The organism is Bacillus safensis FO-36b, assembly GCF_000691165.1.
GTDB lineage: Bacteria > Bacillota > Bacilli > Bacillales > Bacillaceae > Bacillus > Bacillus safensis.
In genome coordinates, this window is sequence record NZ_ASJD01000003.1 from 329,994 (window position 1) to 347,683 (window position 17,690).

The 17,690-nt window shown below is 41.2% G+C and carries 19 protein-coding genes; all 19 read left to right on the forward strand.

The window, feature by feature from the left end; translation table 11 throughout:
* Positions 1 to 3: 3 nt before the first annotated feature.
* The 19 genes from rimM to fliE all read left to right on the forward strand — a co-directional run bounded on the left by rimM (position 4) and on the right by fliE (position 17,664).
* Positions 4 to 528: a ribosome maturation factor RimM gene (gene rimM, locus BA81_RS09535; RefSeq protein ID WP_024424190.1), complete on the forward strand. Its 525-nt coding sequence runs from the start codon at positions 4 to 6 to the stop codon at positions 526 to 528.
* Positions 525 to 1,259, forward strand: coding sequence for a tRNA (guanosine(37)-N1)-methyltransferase TrmD (gene trmD / locus BA81_RS09540; RefSeq protein WP_024424189.1), 735 nt, complete (start codon positions 525 to 527; stop codon positions 1,257 to 1,259). Before rimM ends, trmD begins: the two co-directional genes overlap by 4 nt.
* Positions 1,260 to 1,396: 137 nt before the next feature.
* Entirely contained in the window at positions 1,397 to 1,744 is a 348-nt protein-coding gene (gene rplS / locus BA81_RS09545; RefSeq protein WP_008354510.1) for a 50S ribosomal protein L19, read from the forward strand.
* A gap of 90 nt (positions 1,745 to 1,834) precedes the next feature.
* The gene (gene ylqF / locus BA81_RS09550; protein WP_034281765.1) at positions 1,835 to 2,683 is read left to right on the forward strand and encodes a ribosome biogenesis GTPase YlqF; all 849 of its coding nucleotides are present in this window, start codon (positions 1,835 to 1,837) and stop codon (positions 2,681 to 2,683) included.
* A gap of 76 nt (positions 2,684 to 2,759) precedes the next feature.
* Entirely contained in the window at positions 2,760 to 3,524 is a 765-nt protein-coding gene (locus BA81_RS09555; RefSeq protein WP_034281766.1) for a ribonuclease HII, read from the forward strand.
* Positions 3,525 to 3,550: 26 nt separating this feature from the next.
* Positions 3,551 to 5,290 carry a hypothetical protein gene (locus BA81_RS09560; protein ID WP_034281767.1) on the forward strand — a complete coding sequence of 580 codons (1,740 nt, stop codon included), beginning with the start codon at positions 3,551 to 3,553 and terminating at the stop codon, positions 5,288 to 5,290.
* Positions 5,287 to 5,562, forward strand: coding sequence for a FlhB-like flagellar biosynthesis protein (locus BA81_RS09565; RefSeq protein WP_003211418.1), 276 nt, complete (start codon positions 5,287 to 5,289; stop codon positions 5,560 to 5,562). The genes BA81_RS09560 and BA81_RS09565 overlap by 4 nt, the downstream gene beginning before the upstream one ends.
* A 176-nt stretch (positions 5,563 to 5,738) precedes the next feature.
* Entirely contained in the window at positions 5,739 to 6,899 is a 1,161-nt protein-coding gene (sucC, locus tag BA81_RS09570) for an ADP-forming succinate--CoA ligase subunit beta (RefSeq protein WP_024426972.1), read from the forward strand.
* Between the two features lie 22 nt (positions 6,900 to 6,921).
* Positions 6,922 to 7,824: a succinate--CoA ligase subunit alpha gene (sucD, locus tag BA81_RS09575; RefSeq protein WP_007499624.1), complete on the forward strand. Its 903-nt coding sequence runs from the start codon at positions 6,922 to 6,924 to the stop codon at positions 7,822 to 7,824.
* Between the two features lie 63 nt (positions 7,825 to 7,887).
* Positions 7,888 to 8,790, forward strand: coding sequence for a DNA-processing protein DprA (gene dprA, locus BA81_RS09580; RefSeq protein WP_034281769.1), 903 nt, complete (start codon positions 7,888 to 7,890; stop codon positions 8,788 to 8,790).
* A 193-nt stretch (positions 8,791 to 8,983) separates the two neighbouring features.
* Positions 8,984 to 11,059, forward strand: coding sequence for a type I DNA topoisomerase (gene topA / locus BA81_RS09585; RefSeq protein ID WP_034281770.1), 2,076 nt, complete (start codon positions 8,984 to 8,986; stop codon positions 11,057 to 11,059).
* Positions 11,060 to 11,129: 70 nt separating this feature from the next.
* The gene (gene trmFO, locus BA81_RS09590) at positions 11,130 to 12,434 is read left to right on the forward strand and encodes an FADH(2)-oxidizing methylenetetrahydrofolate--tRNA-(uracil(54)-C(5))-methyltransferase TrmFO (RefSeq protein ID WP_024424183.1); all 1,305 of its coding nucleotides are present in this window, start codon (positions 11,130 to 11,132) and stop codon (positions 12,432 to 12,434) included.
* 62 nt (positions 12,435 to 12,496) lie between these two features.
* A complete protein-coding gene (gene xerC, locus BA81_RS09595) occupies positions 12,497 to 13,414 on the forward strand; it encodes a tyrosine recombinase XerC (RefSeq protein ID WP_034281771.1) in 918 nt (305 codons plus the stop codon).
* A gap of 14 nt (positions 13,415 to 13,428) precedes the next feature.
* Entirely contained in the window at positions 13,429 to 13,974 is a 546-nt protein-coding gene (gene hslV / locus BA81_RS09600; protein ID WP_034281773.1) for an ATP-dependent protease subunit HslV, read from the forward strand.
* 16 nt (positions 13,975 to 13,990) lie between these two features.
* Positions 13,991 to 15,391, forward strand: a complete 1,401-nt coding sequence (gene hslU, locus BA81_RS09605; RefSeq protein WP_024424180.1) for an ATP-dependent protease ATPase subunit HslU — start codon at positions 13,991 to 13,993, stop codon at positions 15,389 to 15,391.
* A 34-nt stretch (positions 15,392 to 15,425) separates the two neighbouring features.
* Positions 15,426 to 16,205 (forward strand): GTP-sensing pleiotropic transcriptional regulator CodY, encoded by a 780-nt coding sequence (gene codY, locus BA81_RS09610; protein WP_007499612.1) that lies wholly within the window; start codon positions 15,426 to 15,428, stop codon positions 16,203 to 16,205.
* A gap of 288 nt (positions 16,206 to 16,493) precedes the next feature.
* Entirely contained in the window at positions 16,494 to 16,883 is a 390-nt protein-coding gene (gene flgB, locus BA81_RS09615; RefSeq protein WP_012009952.1) for a flagellar basal body rod protein FlgB, read from the forward strand.
* Entirely contained in the window at positions 16,883 to 17,335 is a 453-nt protein-coding gene (flgC, locus tag BA81_RS09620) for a flagellar basal body rod protein FlgC (protein WP_024424179.1), read from the forward strand. The genes flgB and flgC overlap by 1 nt, the downstream gene beginning before the upstream one ends.
* 11 nt (positions 17,336 to 17,346) lie before the next feature.
* Positions 17,347 to 17,664 (forward strand): flagellar hook-basal body complex protein FliE, encoded by a 318-nt coding sequence (gene fliE / locus BA81_RS09625; protein ID WP_034281774.1) that lies wholly within the window; start codon positions 17,347 to 17,349, stop codon positions 17,662 to 17,664.
* Positions 17,665 to 17,690: the final 26 nt, after the last annotated feature.

The window sequence follows — 17,690 nt, forward strand, 5'->3', positions numbered from 1 at the left end:
AACATGGAGCTAGAATGGTTGAATGTTGGAAAGATCGTCAATACACACGGAGTGCGCGGAGAAGTACGTGTCGTGTCAAAGACAGATTTCCCAGAAGAGCGCTACAAAAAGGGAAGCGTCCTCTATATTTTTAAGCAAGGTCAAAGCGAGCCGCTGAAAGTGACTGTCGCATCGCATCGCCAGCACAAACAGTTTGATTTGCTCACATTTGAAGAAATCAACTCATTAAATGAAGCAGAGCATTTGAAAGAATCAATCTTAAAGGTAGAAAAAGAACATCTTGGGTCATTAGACGAAGGAGAATTTTATTTCCACCAAATCATCGGCTGTGAAGTATACGATGAAGAGGACAAGCTGATCGGCCAAATCAAAGAAATCCTTACGCCAGGGGCAAATGATGTGTGGGTGGTTGGAAGAAAAGGCAAAAAAGATGCCCTCATTCCATATATACCATCTGTCGTCAAAAAGATCGATATCTCATCCAAAACCGTACACATTGAAGTGATGGAAGGACTTATTGACGAATGAAAATCGATTTCTTAACCCTTTTTCCTGAAATGTTCGAAGGTGTGCTTCACTCATCGATCTTAAAAAAAGCACAGGAGAAAGAAGCTGTCTCATTTCAAGTCGTCAATTTTAGAGAGTATTCGGATCATAAGCATAAAACAGTGGATGACTATCCGTATGGCGGCGGTGCTGGTATGGTACTGAAAGCGCAGCCCGTATTTGATGCGGTAGAAGATTTAACAAAGAAAGCAAGCACGAAACCCCGAATCATTCTTGTCTGTCCTCAAGGGGAAAGATATACACAAAAGAAAGCAGAAGAACTTGCAAAAGAAGAGCATCTTATGTTCATTTGCGGCCACTATGAAGGCTACGATGAGCGCATCAGGGAGCATCTTGTCACAGATGAGATCTCAATCGGAGATTTCGTCCTCACAGGCGGAGAGCTGCCAGCGATGATGATTGCAGACAGTGTGGTCAGGCTTTTGCCTCATGTGCTTGGAAAAGAAGCGTCTCACATCGAAGATTCATTCAGTACAGGTCTGCTTGAGCACCCGCACTATACAAGGCCAGCGGATTATAAAGGACTAAAAGTGCCGGATGTGCTTCTCTCTGGAAATCATGCCAAAATTGAAGAGTGGCGGCGCAAAGAATCCTTGAAGCGAACCTATACAAGACGGCCAGATTTGATCGATTCTTGCAAAACATTAACGGATGAAGAAAAAAGATGGCTTTGGCAGCTTCATAATGACTAGATTGTATTGCACACGGCATAGAGGTATGATATGATACTACTTGTGACTTGGACGGCTTGCTGATCCAAGTTTGAAAACGATGTTCCGCTGCAATGAAGAAAGAGGACATGAGCATCTGTTGGAAGGAGTTGAAAACGATGCAACATTTGATTGAAGAAATCACAAAAGAACAATTACGCACTGATCTTCCTGCGTTCCGTCCTGGTGACACTTTACGTGTACATGTTAAAGTTGTCGAGGGTACTCGTGAGCGTATCCAGATCTTTGAAGGTGTTGTAATTAAGCGTCGTGGTGGTGGAATCAGCGAAACTTTCACAGTTCGTAAGATCTCTTACGGTGTAGGCGTTGAGCGTACATTCCCTGTACACACACCAAAAATCGCTAAGATCGAAGTTGTACGTCACGGTAAGGTACGTCGTGCGAAACTTTACTACCTACGTGAACTTCGCGGTAAAGCGGCTCGTATCAAAGAAATCAGACGATAATGATATCAAAGGAAAGAGCTTGTTACCTGTAACAGGCTCTTTTTTTGTACAATGTATAGAGATAACAGGTAGAAGAAAGAAGGTGCACATATGACGATTCAATGGTTTCCAGGCCATATGGCAAAAGCAAGACGTGAAGTCACAGAAAAATTAAAACTCATCGACATCGTATTTGAATTAACCGATGCAAGAATTCCGATGTCCTCTAGAAACCCAATGATCGAAGAAATCCTTCAAAACAAACCCAAAATCATGCTCTTAAACAAAGCAGATAAAGCAGATCCTCGTATGACAAAGGAGTGGCAGGCGCACTTTGAGCAGCAAGGCGTTCGGTCACTTGCCATTAACTCAGTCGATGGACAAGGGTTAAATCAGATCATCACGGCTTCAAAAGAAATTTTAAAAGAAAAATTCGACCGCATGAAAGCAAAAGGCGTCAAACCACGTGCAATTCGAGCACTAATTATCGGGATTCCCAACGTCGGAAAATCGACCTTAATCAATCGTTTAGCAAAAAAGAACATTGCCAAAACAGGAGACCGGCCTGGTATTACGACATCACAGCAATGGGTGAAGGTAGGGAAAGAACTAGAACTGCTTGATACCCCTGGAATCCTCTGGCCGAAGTTTGAAGATGAGCAGGTAGGACTCAGGCTTGCGGTGACTGGAGCGATCAAAGATTCGATCATCAACTTACAGGATGTCGCTGTGTATGCACTTCGTTTTCTAGAAGAGAATTACCCAGAGCGATTAAAAAAACGCTATGATCTAGCGGAGATACCTGAAGATACGGTTGAGCTGTTTGATGCAATTGGCACTAAGCGCGGCTGTCTAATGAGCGGGGGATTCATAAACTATGACAAAACCACCGAAATCATTATTCGGGATATTCGAACAGAAAAATTTGGTCCCCTCACTTTTGAGAAGCCTGAAAGCTAAAAGACACGCAGCTCATGCGGGTCTTTATTTTTTGCGAAAAACTGCCGATATAAAGAAGGAGGCTGCGAAAAAGCCTATGTACACGGTGAAGCAAATAAAAGAACTAATAGAAAAGCATGCAGGCGACGAGTCATACATTCGCGAGCTTGTGAAAGATGATACGAGAAAAAGTGTCCAAAAACTGATAGAAAAGTGGCACAAAGAGAGAGAAAAGCAGCAAGCACTTCACGCAGCATGGCATGACATGCTGCAATTTGAAAACAAAGCAAAGACGCAGGGATACACATGTATTGCTGGAATAGATGAAGCAGGAAGAGGACCGCTTGCCGGCCCAGTTGTGGCAGCAGCCGTTATATTAAAGGAAGAGACAGTCCTGCTCGGTTTAAACGACTCAAAGCAATTATCTGAGAAAAAAAGATTGGCTTATTATGATTTAATTCAAAAAGAAGCACTTGATATCGGAATCGGCATTGTTGATGCGGCTACGATCGATGAAATCAATATTTATGAAGCATCAAGACTGGCGATGGTAAGAGCTGTAGAGCAGTTAACTCATACACCTGATTATCTACTCATAGATGCCATGACACTCCCGCTTTCTACCCACCAAGAGAATATCATCAAAGGAGATGCAAAAAGTGCATCCATTGCAGCAGGTGCATGTATTGCGAAGGTGACAAGGGATCAGATGATGGAAGAGTACGGGCGTAAATATCCTGAGTATCAATTTGAAAAACATAAAGGGTACGGAACGAAAGAGCACCTGGCTGCGATTCAAACACATGGTGCTACCCCAATCCACCGATTATCGTTTGCGCCGGTGAAATCTGTTATATCATAAATTTTAATCTAAGGAGGCTGCCTGTGATGACAAGAGTTGAGGATATACATACAGCACTGAATAGCCGGCTGAATACGGCCGAATCGGTTCCATTAAACACCGAAGGGAAGGATAATGTTCATCGGCTGATTCTCGGCAAGGTACTAAAAATGCTTGGAGATGATACAGCCCTTGTTCAAATAGGCTCAACGAAAATAAAAGCACAGCTGGCGGCTCAGCTTAAAGCAGACGCGTTTTATTGGTTCCAATTTGAACAAGAGGGTGGAGGCAGCCTCAATAAACTAAGACCCGTTCAGCAATTTGATCAAGATCCTAAGACATTAAAAGATGCAGCAGCCAAACTATTAGAAGGTCTCTCACTGAAAAATGGGATTGAAAACATGCTGACGGCTACAGCTTTTTTAAAGGAAAAGCCGGTCATCAACGAAGGAGAGTTAAAAACGGCAGTGAAGTGGATCGAACAGCTTCAAGGAGCTGATGTGAAGAAAGGGCTCCAGGCACTTCTCTTTGCTTTAAAGAAAGATTTACCGATCCAGCAAGGGGTGCTTCAATCTATTTTAGCCGTAAAATCATCCTCTGCCCTTCACCAGGATATAACAGCGCTATTAAATCAATTAACACAGCTTCCGAAGCACACAGATGCCACACAGACCCTTATACAAGCCGTTCGGTCAGTTGTAGATGCAGAGACAGCCATCCATGCAGAAAAGCTCTTATCGGTCCTTCTAGCAGCGAGAGAAGGCGTGGCGAAGCAAGACGGCAATTCACCAATAACGACTCCGCTCAATCCGTCTCAGCAAAAAGAAAATAGTCTTGCCTCAATTGTACAAGAGCGTCAGCCGTCCCAAGTTCTTCAGACAAACGTGCAGCAGCAGTCAACAAGTCCAACAGCGCTGCAAATTCCGCTTCAGCAAATTGAGCGGATACTGACAAGCTTGATGAAACAAGGTGCAGACGGGCAGCAAGAGCCTAACTTAAAACAGCTCACAGCATTGCTGCAAGGGCTCCAGCAGGCAGGATCTCAGCCTGACGCAAAAGGAGCTGTGCTTCAAAAAGAGTTTCCCTTCCTGTCAAAAAGAGAGGCAAAAGCTTTGGCCCAGGTGGTGCAGCAGACTGAACCAACATTAAGCAATAAAACTGATGTGCTCGATTTACTTATGACGATGAAAAAGGCAATTGGTGTACGTGATGAAATCGGTATGCTGAAACTGCTCGAAAAAGGCAGCCAGGATGTCAAAAGTCAGGAGCTGCACCAATTAAAGCTTGTGCTGAATGATGTGAAGCAGGCGGATTTACCAGAGCACGTTAAAAAAGAAGTGGATCAATTATTTCATAGATTGAATGGGCAGTTATTTGTGCAGCAGGAGAACCAAACCGTCAGTCAAATGATGGTTTCCTATCCTCTTTTCTCAAAACATAGTGTTCAAGATTTAACCTTTATACTAAAGGGACATAAGAAAAAAGATGGCTCTATTGATATTTCTCAGTGCCGCCTGATGTTTTATCTAAACATGGAAAACCTTGAAGAAACCTTAATAGACTGTACGATTCAGCAAAAGGTCATGTCTATTACTGTCGAGACAGCCCATGAACTGCAAGGAACCATTAATCCGATGATTCCGGCTGTTCGGGAGAATTTAAATGCTCTAGGATACAGTTTAACGGGAATTACAGCAAAAAAGAGACAAGAGCCAGTAGATCCGTCTCAATTTCTAGATGAACACTTTCATAAAATCAGCGAGAAAGGGCTGGACTTACGAGTATGAAGGATTCAAAACCGCTTAGAAGAGCGGTCGCTCTGCATTACGATGAAGAAAAACAAAAAGCGCCAAAAGTCGTTGCAACAGGCAGCGGCTATGTGGCAGATCATATTATTGAAGAAGCAAAAAAGTCGGGAGTCCCAATCCAGGAAGACCGTAATTTAGTCGAACTCATGCGACATTTAACATTAGATGAGGAGATCCCCGAAGCGTTATACGATACTGTAGCAGAAATTTTTTCGTTTATCTACAGATTAGATCAAAAAATGAAAAAATAAGGTAAAAAAAGTGATTTGGCTGAAAAATTTATATTTTTAATAAAATAAAAGTTTGAATGTTTAGAAGGATTTTACGATTTTACATAGAACCCTAGACATTCTCTTTTTTATTCTTTAAAATGAAAGCGCAGTCTATTTTATAATTTTTGTTTCTACATATGTTGGGAGGATGGGAAATGAATATCCATGAGTACCAAGGAAAAGAAATCCTAAGAAAATATGGGGTTTCAGTTCCAAATGGTAAAGTAGCATTTACACCTGATGAAGCAGTGAAAGCATCAGAAGAGCTAGGGAGCTCTGTATATGTCGTAAAAGCACAGATTCATGCAGGCGGCCGTGGTAAAGCAGGCGGGGTAAAAATTGCAAAAACGAAAGATGAAGTGAAAGGGTTTGCAGAGGAATTGCTCGGCAAGACACTTGTCACACATCAAACAGGGCCTGAAGGGCGCGAAATAAAACGCTTACTTATTGAAGAAGGCTGCGATATTCAAAAGGAATACTATGTTGGACTAGTTTTGGACAGAGCGACATCAAGAATTGTATTGATGGCATCTGAAGAAGGCGGTACTGAAATTGAAGAAGTAGCAGAAAAAACGCCAGAAAAAATCGTCAAAGTGGTCATCGACCCAGCGATTGGCCTGCAAGGCTATCAGGCGAGAGAAGTAGCATTTAAAATTAATATTCCAACAAAATTAGTTGGCCAAGCTGTTAAGTTTATGACAAGCCTTTACAATGCGTTTATTGAAAAAGATTGTTCAATTGCTGAGATTAATCCACTTGTTGTAACAGGCGATGGAAAAGTCATGGCACTTGATGCAAAATTAAACTTTGATAGCAATGCCTTATATAGACAAAAAGATATATTAGAATACCGTGACCTTGATGAAGAGGATCCAAAAGAAATTGAAGCATCTAAATATGACTTAAGCTACATTTCTTTAGATGGAAATATTGGCTGTATGGTCAATGGAGCAGGACTTGCGATGTCTACAATGGATATCATCAAGCATTACGGCGGGGACCCTGCAAACTTCCTAGATGTTGGCGGCGGTGCAACAGCTGAAAAAGTAACGGAAGCATTTAAAATCATCTTATCTGATCAAAATGTCAAAGGGATTTTCGTGAACATTTTTGGCGGCATCATGAAATGTGATGTGATTGCAGAAGGTGTTGTTGAAGCGACGAAACAGGTCGGCTTAACATTACCACTTGTTGTACGTCTTGAAGGAACAAACGTTGAATTAGGGAAGAAAATCCTGAGTGATTCAGGCTTAAATATCACTTCTGCTGAGTCTATGGCTGACGGGGCAGAAAAGATTGTATCTTTAGTCAAGTAGAGCAGAAAGGCAGGGAACCTAAATGAGTGTATTTATTAATAAAAATACGAGAGTAATTGTTCAGGGGATTACCGGTTCAACCGCATTGTTCCATACAAAACAAATGATTGAGTACGGAACAAATATCGTTGGCGGTGTCACACCTGGAAAAGGTGGAACTGAAGTAGAAGGAGTTCCTGTATTTAATACTGTATCTGAAGCAGTGCAGACTACTGGAGCGAACGCTTCTGTTATCTATGTACCAGCACCATTTGCGGCAGATGCCATTTTAGAGGCTGTTGACGCAGAAGTCGATCTCGTCATTTGTATCACTGAACATATTCCAGTGCTTGACATGGTCAAAGTGAAACGGTATATGGAAGGGAAAAAGACAAGACTAGTTGGGCCAAACTGCCCAGGTGTCATCACACCTGAAGAATGTAAAATTGGTATCATGCCTGGCTACATTCATAAAAAAGGTCATGTGGGTGTTGTTTCTCGTTCTGGAACGCTTACATATGAAGCGGTACATCAGCTTTCAGAAGCTGGTGTTGGACAATCGACAGCTGTAGGAATCGGGGGAGACCCGGTAAATGGGACAAACTTTATTGATGTTTTAAAAGCATTCAATGAAGATCCTGAAACGCATGCTGTGATTATGATCGGTGAAATCGGCGGTACGGCTGAAGAAGAAGCAGCTGAATGGGTAAAAGCAAATATGACTAAGCCAGTCGTTGGCTTTATTGGCGGTAAAACGGCGCCTCCAGGAAAACGTATGGGACATGCTGGTGCCATTATTTCTGGTGGTAAAGGAACAGCTGATGAAAAGGTAAAAACAATGCGTGAATGTGGAATTGAAGTGGCAGAAACACCATCTGTCATGGGAGAAACGTTGATTAAAGTATTAAAAGAGAAGAATCTCTTCGAAGCTTGTAAAACGCATTAATGACACAAGAAGACTTGTTCTTTGGCAAGTCTTCTTCTTTCTATTTTAAACTGGAGGAATGGTATGTACAACGTGTCCGAAAGAATGATTTTTCACCGCTTAAAAGGCCTCATCTCACCCTCATTATTAACAAAATGGTGGAAAGTCGATCCTGAGCTATATATAAATGAAGAAACACATCATTTTAAACAGGATCGAGCGTTACAAACGATCGACTTTACCCGCTTAAAACAAGCTGAAGAAAATGAATTCCCCATTTTTCAACACATCGTTCAAGCCTATTTAAAGCAAAACATTCACATGATTCCCATCACATCACCCTTATATCCCAGCACACTAAAAAATATTTATGATCCTCCCCCTGTGTTATTCCTAAAAGGAAACGTATCATATTTAAATGAAGAAAAAAGTTTAGGTGTAGTCGGCACGCGAGTTCCATCGTCTTATGGAGAAGCATGTGTGAAGAAAATTGTTGGTGAGCTTGTAAAGGAAGATTGGATGATTGTCAGTGGTTTAGCTAAAGGAATCGATGGACTTGCACATAAAGAGTGCATCAGAAAAAAAGGAAAAACGATCGGCATTATAGCAGGCGGTTTTCAGCATTTATACCCAAAAGAGCATGAGCAAATGGCTCAATACATGGGCGAGCATCATTTGCTTTTGTCAGAGCATCCTCCTTATGTCAAACCAGAAAAGTGGCATTTTCCAATGAGAAATCGTTTAATTAGTGCACTGACGAAAGGAACCATCGTGATACAGTGCAAAGAAAAGAGCGGTTCTCTTATTACAGCCTATCAAGCACTTGAGCAAGGAAAAGAGGTATTTGCAGTTGCTGGATCCATCTTTGATCCTAATTCCACAGGTCCGGCAAGACTCATTCAGCAGGGAGCAAAGCTTGTTCATTCAACAAAAGATATTTTAGAGGAATTCTCCTTCCGCAGCGTTCAATATACTGAACCAACATAAAAATATCGTTTGACAAAAGACATCGGAATATTTAATAATAGTGAGGATTTAAGTTTACACTTTGTTTTTCGTGTTTATAATGATGTTCATCATAAAGAATTTTTAATGATTGCCTGTTAGATAGGTGCAATTAACATAAATATGAATTGTGAAATGTATAAAGAGAGAACACCTCTTAAGGGGGATTTTGAGTATGGCTGATTATTTAGTCATCGTTGAGTCGCCAGCAAAGGCGAAAACGATTGAGCGTTATTTAGGAAAAAAGTATAAAGTAAAAGCTTCAATGGGGCACGTAAGGGATTTACCGAAAAGTCAGCTCGGTGTTGATACTGAGCATGACTTCGAACCGAGATATATTACGATTCGCGGGAAAGGCCCGGTTTTAAAAGAATTAAAAACAGCGGCGAAAAAAGCAAAAAAAGTCTATCTCGCAGCTGACCCCGATAGAGAGGGAGAAGCGATTGCTTGGCATTTAGCACACAGCCTTGACCTTGACCTCTCTTCTGAATGCCGCGTTGTTTTTAACGAGATTACAAAAGATGCGATTAAGGATTCCTTTAAGCATCCACGTATGATCAATATGGACTTAGTTGATGCGCAGCAGGCAAGACGGATTTTAGATCGTCTCGTTGGGTATAAAATCAGTCCGATTTTATGGAAGAAAGTGAAAAAGGGCTTAAGTGCCGGACGTGTTCAATCAGTTGCACTCCGCCTGATTATTGATCGCGAGAATGAAATTAATGAATTTAAACCAGAAGAATACTGGACTATTGACGGTACATTCCTTAAAGGAAAAGAAAGCTTCGAAGCGAGTTTCTTTGGCCTCAATGGTAAAAAACATCCATTGAAAACAAAAGAAGATGTAAAAGAAATCCTTTCGAAATTAAAAGGAAGCAAATTCTCTGTAGAGAAAGTAACGAAAAAAGAGCGGAAACGTAATCCAGCCGTTCCGTTTACGACTTCTACTTTACAGCAGGAAGCTGCAAGAAAATTAAACTTCCGTGCGAAAAAAACAATGATGATTGCACAGCAATTATATGAAGGAATTGATCTTGGTAAAGAAGGTACAGTCGGTCTCATTACATATATGAGAACGGACTCAACACGTATTTCCAATACGGCGATTGAAGAAGTATCTGCTTTCATTGATCAGACGTACGGCAAGAATTTCTTAAACACAACAAAACGACCGGCCAAAAAGAATGAAAATGCACAAGATGCTCACGAAGCCATCCGCCCGACTTCTACGTTAAGAAAACCGGCAGATGTCAAGCATGTGCTAAGCCGCGATCAGCTTCGTCTGTATAAATTGATTTGGGAACGATTCGTGGCAAGCCAAATGGCGCCGGCTGTTCTTGATACAATGAGTGTGGATCTTGATCATAACGGTCTTACTTTCCGTGCGAATGGCAGTAAAGTGAAATTTCCTGGGTTTATGAAGGTTTATGTGGAAGGAAAGGACGACCAGCTAGAGGAAAAGGACAAAATGCTTCCTGATCTCAAAGAAGGGGATACAGTTCTTTCAAAAGATATCGAACCTGAACAGCACTTCACACAGCCGCCTCCGCGTTACACTGAGGCAAGATTGGTCAAAACACTTGAAGAGCTCGGTATAGGCCGTCCATCTACGTATGCACCAACATTAGATACGATTCAAAAGCGCGGCTATGTCGCACTTGATAATAAACGATTTACTCCGACAGAGCTTGGAGAGATTGTACTCAACTTAATCATTGAATTCTTCCCTGAAATCATTAACGTTGAATTTACAGCGAAAATGGAAAAGGAACTTGATAGCGTTGAAGAAGGTACGATCGAATGGGTTCGTATTATCGACAGCTTCTATCAAGACTTTGCAAAACGGGTAGAAAAAGCTGAAGCAGAGATGCAAGAAGTTGAGATTGAGCCGGAATACGCCGGAGTTGATTGTGAAGAGTGCGGACATCCGATGGTGTACAAAATGGGTCGATACGGTAAGTTCATGGCTTGCTCTAACTTTCCTGACTGCCGTAACACAAAACCAATTGTCAAAGATATCGGTGTCAAATGCCCGTCTTGTCATGAAGGAAACATTGTTGAACGAAAATCGAAGAAACGCCGCATTTTTTACGGCTGTGATCGTTTTCCAGAGTGTGAATTCGTCTCTTGGGACAAACCAATTGAAAGAAAGTGTCCAAAATGCGAAAATATGCTTGTAGAGAAAAAGCTGAAAAAAGGCGTTCAAGTTCAATGTGTGAACTGTGATTATAAAGAGGAACAACAAAAATAGCGGTGAGCAGCCTTGTTCACCTGCTTTTTTATGTCATCAAACAGACCTTACGAAATAGGAGAGTTGTACAATGAGTCAATTTGTAAATGTGATCGGAGCCGGTTTAGCTGGAAGTGAAGCAGCATGGCAAATCGCTAAACGAGGCATTAAAGTCAATTTATATGAAATGAGACCTGTGAAACAAACGCCGGCTCACCACACAGATAAATTTGCGGAGCTTGTATGCAGCAACTCACTGCGTGCGAATGCTTTGACAAATGCAGTAGGTGTATTAAAGGAAGAAATGCGTCATTTAGATTCAGCCATCATCGCAGCAGCAGATGAAAGCTCAGTTCCTGCTGGCGGCGCGCTTGCAGTAGACCGTCATGAATTTGCAGCAAACGTGACAGACCGCGTGAAAAATCATCCGAATGTTACTGTCTTTCAAGAAGAGGTGCAGAGCATTCCAGAAGGTCCGACAATTATCGCGACTGGCCCGCTGACATCTGAAGCACTTTCCAAAGAATTAAAATCGTTAACAGGAGAAGAATATCTCTATTTCTACGATGCAGCAGCACCTATTCTAGAGAAAGACAGCATTGATATGGATAAGGTGTACTTGAAATCTCGCTATGACAAAGGAGAAGCTGCTTATTTAAACTGTCCAATGACAGAAGAAGAATTCGATCGTTTTTATGAGGCGCTCATTTCTGCTGAAACTGTACCATTAAAGGAATTTGAAAAAGAAATCTTCTTTGAAGGCTGTATGCCAATTGAAGTCATGGCGAAAAGAGGAAAGAAAACGATGCTGTTTGGTCCGATGAAGCCAGTAGGACTTGAAGATCCGAAAACAGGCAAAAGACCTTACGCTGTTGTTCAATTAAGACAGGATGATGCAGCAGGTACTTTATATAACATCGTTGGCTTCCAGACACATCTGAAGTGGGGCGATCAAAAGGAAGTATTCCGTTTGATTCCAGGTCTTGAAGAAGCAGAGATTGTCCGTTACGGCGTGATGCACCGTAATACATTTATTAACTCGCCAAGCCTTTTAAGACCGACTTATCAGTTTAAAAATAGAGATGATCTATTCTTTGCCGGACAAATGACAGGCGTTGAAGGGTATGTCGAGTCCGCAGCGTCGGGACTAGTGGCAGGTATTAACGCCGCTCGTTTTGTCAAAGGAGAAGAGCTTGTGACACTTCCGGAGGAAACGGCGATTGGCAGTATGGCTCACTACATCACATCGACAAACAAGAAAAGCTTCCAGCCGATGAATGCGAATTTTGGTTTGCTGAAAGATCTAGGAGTTCGAATTAAAAACAAACAAGAACGTTATGCAGAGTACGCTAAGCGTGCAATCGAAACTATTCAAACTATTTCGAAATCTCTGTAGTAAAACATTGCACGGAAAGCAAGATATGTGATACCATTTAAAAGCCTTAAAGAGGTGTAAAAATGACGAATAAACAGCGTCTTGTCCACTTATTCATTGAATATCTGCAAATTGAAAAAAACTATTCAGCTTTAACGATCTCAGGATATACAGAAGCCATTGAAGAGTTTGTCAGATTTATGAACATTCAAGGAATAGACGGTTTTGAAGAGGTATCCTATCAAGATACGAGAATTTATTTAACAGAAGCTTATGAAAAAGGCCTGACAAGAAGAACGATTAGTAAGAAAGTCTCTGCGCTTCGCAGCTTTTATAAATTTTTATTAAGAGAACAGCTTGTGAAAGAAAATCCTTTTTTACTCGTTAGCTTACCAAAGCAGGATAAGCGGATTCCTTCATTTTTGTATGAAGAGGAACTAAAAGAGCTTTTTACAGTTTCTGATGTCAGCACACCACTTGGGCAAAGAAATCAAGCCATTTTAGAACTTCTTTATGCAACAGGTATGAGGGTCAGTGAGTTATGTTCATTAAAAGAATCTGATCTTGATTTATCGATGGATACAGTGCTTGTTCATGGGAAAGGCAGCAAGCAGCGGTATGTTCCTTTCGGGTCATATGCTCATGAAGCGCTCATTACTTATTTAGAGGATGGAAGGCAGAAGCTGAAAGCTAAGGGGAAAGACCGCGCTGATACTCATGTGTTTTTGAATCAGCGCGGGACGCCTCTTACAGACAGAGGTGTTCGATTCATTCTCACTGAATTAATGAAAAAGGCGTCAGGTACATTACATATCCATCCTCACATGTTGAGGCACACCTTTGCCACGCATCTCTTAAACGAGGGAGCAGATTTGAGAAGTGTTCAAGAACTTCTCGGTCATTCAAATTTATCATCTACACAGGTGTACACGCATGTATCAAAAGATTCTTTAAGAAACACGTACATGTCTCATCACCCAAGGGCTTTTAAACGATCCTAAAAGGAGGTTTTTTCATGTCATCATTTCATGCAACAACCATCTTTGCCGTTCAACATAAAGGAAAAAGTGCAATGGCTGGCGACGGTCAAGTTACTTTCGGGCAGGCTGTCGTGATGAAACACACAGCAAAAAAAGTGCGCCGTCTTTTCGGAGGCAAGGTGCTTGCAGGTTTTGCAGGTTCAGTAGCAGATGCTTTTACACTCTTTGAAAAGTTTGAAACAAAGCTTGAAGAATATGGTGGTAACTTAAAGCGGGCAGCCGTAGAACTAGCGAAGGAATGGCGAAGTGACAAGATGCTAAGGCAGCTTGAGGCTATGCTCATCGTCATGAATAAAGAAAGTATTTTGCTCGTCTCTGGAACTGGAGAGGTCATTGAACCAGATGATGGGATTTTGGCCATTGGCTCAGGCGGCAACTATGCGCTTAGCGCCGGGAGAGCTCTCAAAACCCATGCAGGTGATCATCTCACAGCGAGAGAAATTGCAAAGGCCGCTCTTGAAACGGCCGGAGAAATCTGTGTCTACACGAACGATCAAATCACTTTAGAAGAGCTTGAATAGAAAGGACATGAGACGTATGGAGAAAAAGCCGTTTACCCCAAGAGAGATAGTTGAAAAGCTTGATCAATACATCATTGGTCAGCTTGATGCGAAAAAAGCAGTGGCGGTGGCTTTAAGAAACCGTTACAGAAGAAGTCTTTTACATGATAAGCTAAAGGATGAAGTCGTTCCTAAAAACATTTTAATGATCGGCCCAACAGGTGTGGGGAAAACAGAAATTGCCCGCAGAATTGCTCGAATTTCTGGTGCGCCTTTTATTAAAGTGGAAGCGACGAAGTTTACTGAAGTGGGTTATGTCGGCCGTGACGTAGAGTCCATGGTGAGAGATTTAGTTGAAACAGCGATTAGACTTGTCAAAGAAGAAAAGATGAAAGATGTTCAAGAAGAAGCAGAAAAACAAGCAAATAAACGTCTTGTTCATTTACTTGTTCCTGGTAAGAAAAAGAGCCAGTCTGTGAAAAATCCTTTTGAGATGCTGTTTGGCGGTTCTGATGAAGATGACCGTGATCGAGATCATTCAAATGAAGAAGTGGAACTCGAATCGACAAGAAAGCGAATCGCTCATCAGCTGGCTATGGGAGAACTTGAAGATCATTACGTCACGATTGAAGTAGAAGAACAGCAGCCTTCCATGTTTGATATGCTTCAAGGCTCGGGTATGGAGCAAATGGGTATGAACATGCAGGATGCGCTCGGCAATCTCATGCCTAAAAAGAAAAAACGCAGAAAGCTGACTGTCAGAGAAGCAAGAAAGGCGTTAACGGCTGAGGAAGCTTCAAAACTGATTGATATGGATGAAGTCAGTCAGGAAGCGGTCTACAAAGCAGAGCAGCAAGGAATTATTTTTATCGATGAAATCGACAAAATTGCCAAAAGCGGTGGTGCATCATCTGCAGATGTTTCTCGTGAAGGGGTTCAGCGTGATATTTTACCGATTGTAGAAGGTTCAACTGTGATGACGAAATATGGTGCCGTTAAAACTGATCATGTGCTGTTTGTTGCAGCAGGTGCATTTCATATGGCAAAGCCATCAGATTTGATTCCGGAGCTTCAGGGACGTTTCCCAATCCGTGTAGAATTAGATAAATTAAGTATAGAAGACTTTGTGAAAATCTTAACGGAACCAGATAATGCATTATTAAAGCAATATAAAGCTTTACTTGAAACAGAAGGTATATCTCTTGAATTTTCTGACGATGCTATTCATAAGATTGCCGAAGTGGCTTATCATGTCAATCAGGAGACAGATAACATCGGTGCAAGAAGGCTTCATACCATACTTGAGAAGCTGCTTGAAGAGCTTTCATTTGAGGCGCCTGATATTACGATGGAGACAGTGACCATTACCCCTCAGTATGTCGAAGAGAAGCTAGGAAAGATTGCAAATAACAAAGATTTAAGTCAATTTATACTTTAACAAATGAATAAAGTAATCTAGGAGGATCATTATTATGGCGTTACTACAAAAAACAAGGATTATTAACTCAATGCTGCAAGATGCAGCGGGGAAACCAGTTAATTTTAAAGAAATGGCAGAAACACTGAGAGATGTCATTGATTCAAACATTTTCGTATTAAGCAGAAGAGGAAAGCTTCTTGGCTACTCCATTAATCAGCAGATCGAAAATGCACGTATGAAAAAAATGCTTGAAGATCGTCAGTTCCCTGAGGAATATACAAAGAGTCTATTCAATGTCCCTGAAACGTCTTCAAACCTTGATATTAACAGTGAATATACAGCTTTCCCTATTGAGAACCGTGACTTATTCCAATCAGGCTTAACAACAATTGTCCCAATTATCGGCGGAGGAGATCGTTTAGGTACGTTAATCCTGTCCCGCTTACAAGATACATTCACAGATGATGATTTAATTCTTGCTGAATACGGGGCAACAGTTGTTGGAATGGAGATTCTTCGCGAGAAAGCAGAGGAAATCGAAGAAGAAGCAAGAAGCAAAGCGGTTGTCCAAATGGCGATTAGCTCTCTTTCATATAGTGAGCTTGAAGCGATTGAGCACATTTTTGAAGAGCTGGATGGAAACGAAGGTCTTCTTGTCGCAAGTAAAATTGCAGATCGTGTAGGGATTACGCGTTCAGTGATCGTAAACGCCTTACGTAAGTTAGAAAGTGCAGGCGTAATCGAATCTCGTTCTCTTGGAATGAAGGGAACGTACATCAAAGTGTTAAACAACAAATTTTTAATTGAACTCGAAAATTTAAAATCTCATTAATCAAAAACCCTTTTTGGCCGAAATAAATGCTGAAAAGGGTTTTTTTATGTGAAAAAATGAGGATTTGTCCGAAAAATGTCACTCTTTTTTCCAAGAAACCCCTTACAAATCTGTAGTGCTTTGAATCTAGGCCTTTATACCTATTCGTAAAATAGATATATATTACGAGTTTTTTTTACATATACATCATAGACTTTAATCCTATTATTTCTTACAATGAACATATGGTTTTACAAATCTCGACATGATTAAATGGAATGAAATACATATGATTGGAGGTATATGGTTTTGGATATATTTTCTGGAACGATAAGCAACCTTGAGAATGCCTTGGGCAGAGCGAATGTTAAGCAAAAAGTCATAAGCAATAATATCGCGAATATAGATACACCGAACTACAAGTCGAAAAACGTCGCATTCCATGACATGCTAAATGATGCGTCAATCAAATTAGATGCTAAAAAAACATACCAAGGTCACATTGATTTTTCAAAAACAGGGTCTAATTATTCAGTTGTTTCGAGCAACCGTACTTCTTATCAAGAAAACGGAAATAATGTCGATATTGATCAAGAGATGAGTGAACTCGCTAAAAACCAAATTCAGTATAATGCGCTGGTGGAAAGAATGAGCGGGAAATTCAATTCTCTTAAAACAGTTTTGACAGGAGGTAAGTGATGTCGATCTTTTCAGGAGTGAACGCTTCGGCCTCAGCATTAACGGCACAGAGGCTCAGAATGGACGTTGTATCCTCAAACCTTGCAAATATGGATACGACAAGAGCTAAACAGGTTGATGGCAACTGGGAGCCTTATAGACGTAAGCTTGTCACATTACAGCCGTCAGGTGAATCGTTTTCATCTATATTGAACTCAAGTATGAATTCGAGCGGCAAATTAGGAAACGGCGTCAAAGTAACAAAGATTACTGAAGACGAAACTCCATTCAACCTTCAATATGATCCTACAAATCCCGATGCCAATGAAAATGGATATGTTCAAACACCAAATGTCGATCCATTAAAAGAAATGGTCGACCTCATCAGCAGCTCAAGATCATATGAAGCAAACGTGACTGCTCTAAATGCGAATAAAAGCATGCTGATGAAAGCTTTAGAAATAGGAAAGTAAGGTGAAAACAATTGGTTAATGCAATATCTCCTTTCCAGCTTCAAACTGCTCAGCAAGCAAGTGAATTGACGAATGCAACGCCCATTCAGGCGGCTGCACCTAAAAGTCAAACGAATTTCTCTGATGTGCTGAAGAATTCCATTGAGGCATTAAATCAATCACAGCTGAAATCAGACCAGTATACAAATGCGCTTGCACAAGGAAAAGATGTCAATCTCGATGAAGTCATGATTGCTTCACAAAAAGCGAGTGTCACACTCACAGCTGCAACAGAGTTTCGAAATAAAGCAGTCGAAGCGTACCAAGAGATTATGAGAATGCAGATGTAGGAGGTGCTGGTGGACAAAAAAAGACT

Bases quoted from the DNA above. Each gene is read 5' to 3' on its own strand.
- rimM (WP_024424190.1), top strand. From the start codon at position 4: ATGGAGCTAGAATGGTTGAATGTTGGAAAGATCGTCAATACACACGGA.
- trmD (WP_024424189.1), top strand. From the start codon at position 525: ATGAAAATCGATTTCTTAACCCTTTTTCCTGAAATGTTCGAAGGTGTG.
- rplS (WP_008354510.1), top strand. From the start codon at position 1,397: ATGCAACATTTGATTGAAGAAATCACAAAAGAACAATTACGCACTGAT.
- ylqF (WP_034281765.1), top strand. From the start codon at position 1,835: ATGACGATTCAATGGTTTCCAGGCCATATGGCAAAAGCAAGACGTGAA.
- BA81_RS09555 (WP_034281766.1), top strand. From the start codon at position 2,760: ATGTACACGGTGAAGCAAATAAAAGAACTAATAGAAAAGCATGCAGGC.
- BA81_RS09560 (WP_034281767.1), top strand. From the start codon at position 3,551: ATGACAAGAGTTGAGGATATACATACAGCACTGAATAGCCGGCTGAAT.
- BA81_RS09565 (WP_003211418.1), top strand. From the start codon at position 5,287: ATGAAGGATTCAAAACCGCTTAGAAGAGCGGTCGCTCTGCATTACGAT.
- sucC (WP_024426972.1), top strand. From the start codon at position 5,739: ATGAATATCCATGAGTACCAAGGAAAAGAAATCCTAAGAAAATATGGG.
- sucD (WP_007499624.1), top strand. From the start codon at position 6,922: ATGAGTGTATTTATTAATAAAAATACGAGAGTAATTGTTCAGGGGATT.
- dprA (WP_034281769.1), top strand. From the start codon at position 7,888: ATGTACAACGTGTCCGAAAGAATGATTTTTCACCGCTTAAAAGGCCTC.
- topA (WP_034281770.1), top strand. From the start codon at position 8,984: ATGGCTGATTATTTAGTCATCGTTGAGTCGCCAGCAAAGGCGAAAACG.
- trmFO (WP_024424183.1), top strand. From the start codon at position 11,130: ATGAGTCAATTTGTAAATGTGATCGGAGCCGGTTTAGCTGGAAGTGAA.
- xerC (WP_034281771.1), top strand. From the start codon at position 12,497: ATGACGAATAAACAGCGTCTTGTCCACTTATTCATTGAATATCTGCAA.
- hslV (WP_034281773.1), top strand. From the start codon at position 13,429: ATGTCATCATTTCATGCAACAACCATCTTTGCCGTTCAACATAAAGGA.
- hslU (WP_024424180.1), top strand. From the start codon at position 13,991: ATGGAGAAAAAGCCGTTTACCCCAAGAGAGATAGTTGAAAAGCTTGAT.
- codY (WP_007499612.1), top strand. From the start codon at position 15,426: ATGGCGTTACTACAAAAAACAAGGATTATTAACTCAATGCTGCAAGAT.
- flgC (WP_024424179.1), top strand. From the start codon at position 16,883: ATGTCGATCTTTTCAGGAGTGAACGCTTCGGCCTCAGCATTAACGGCA.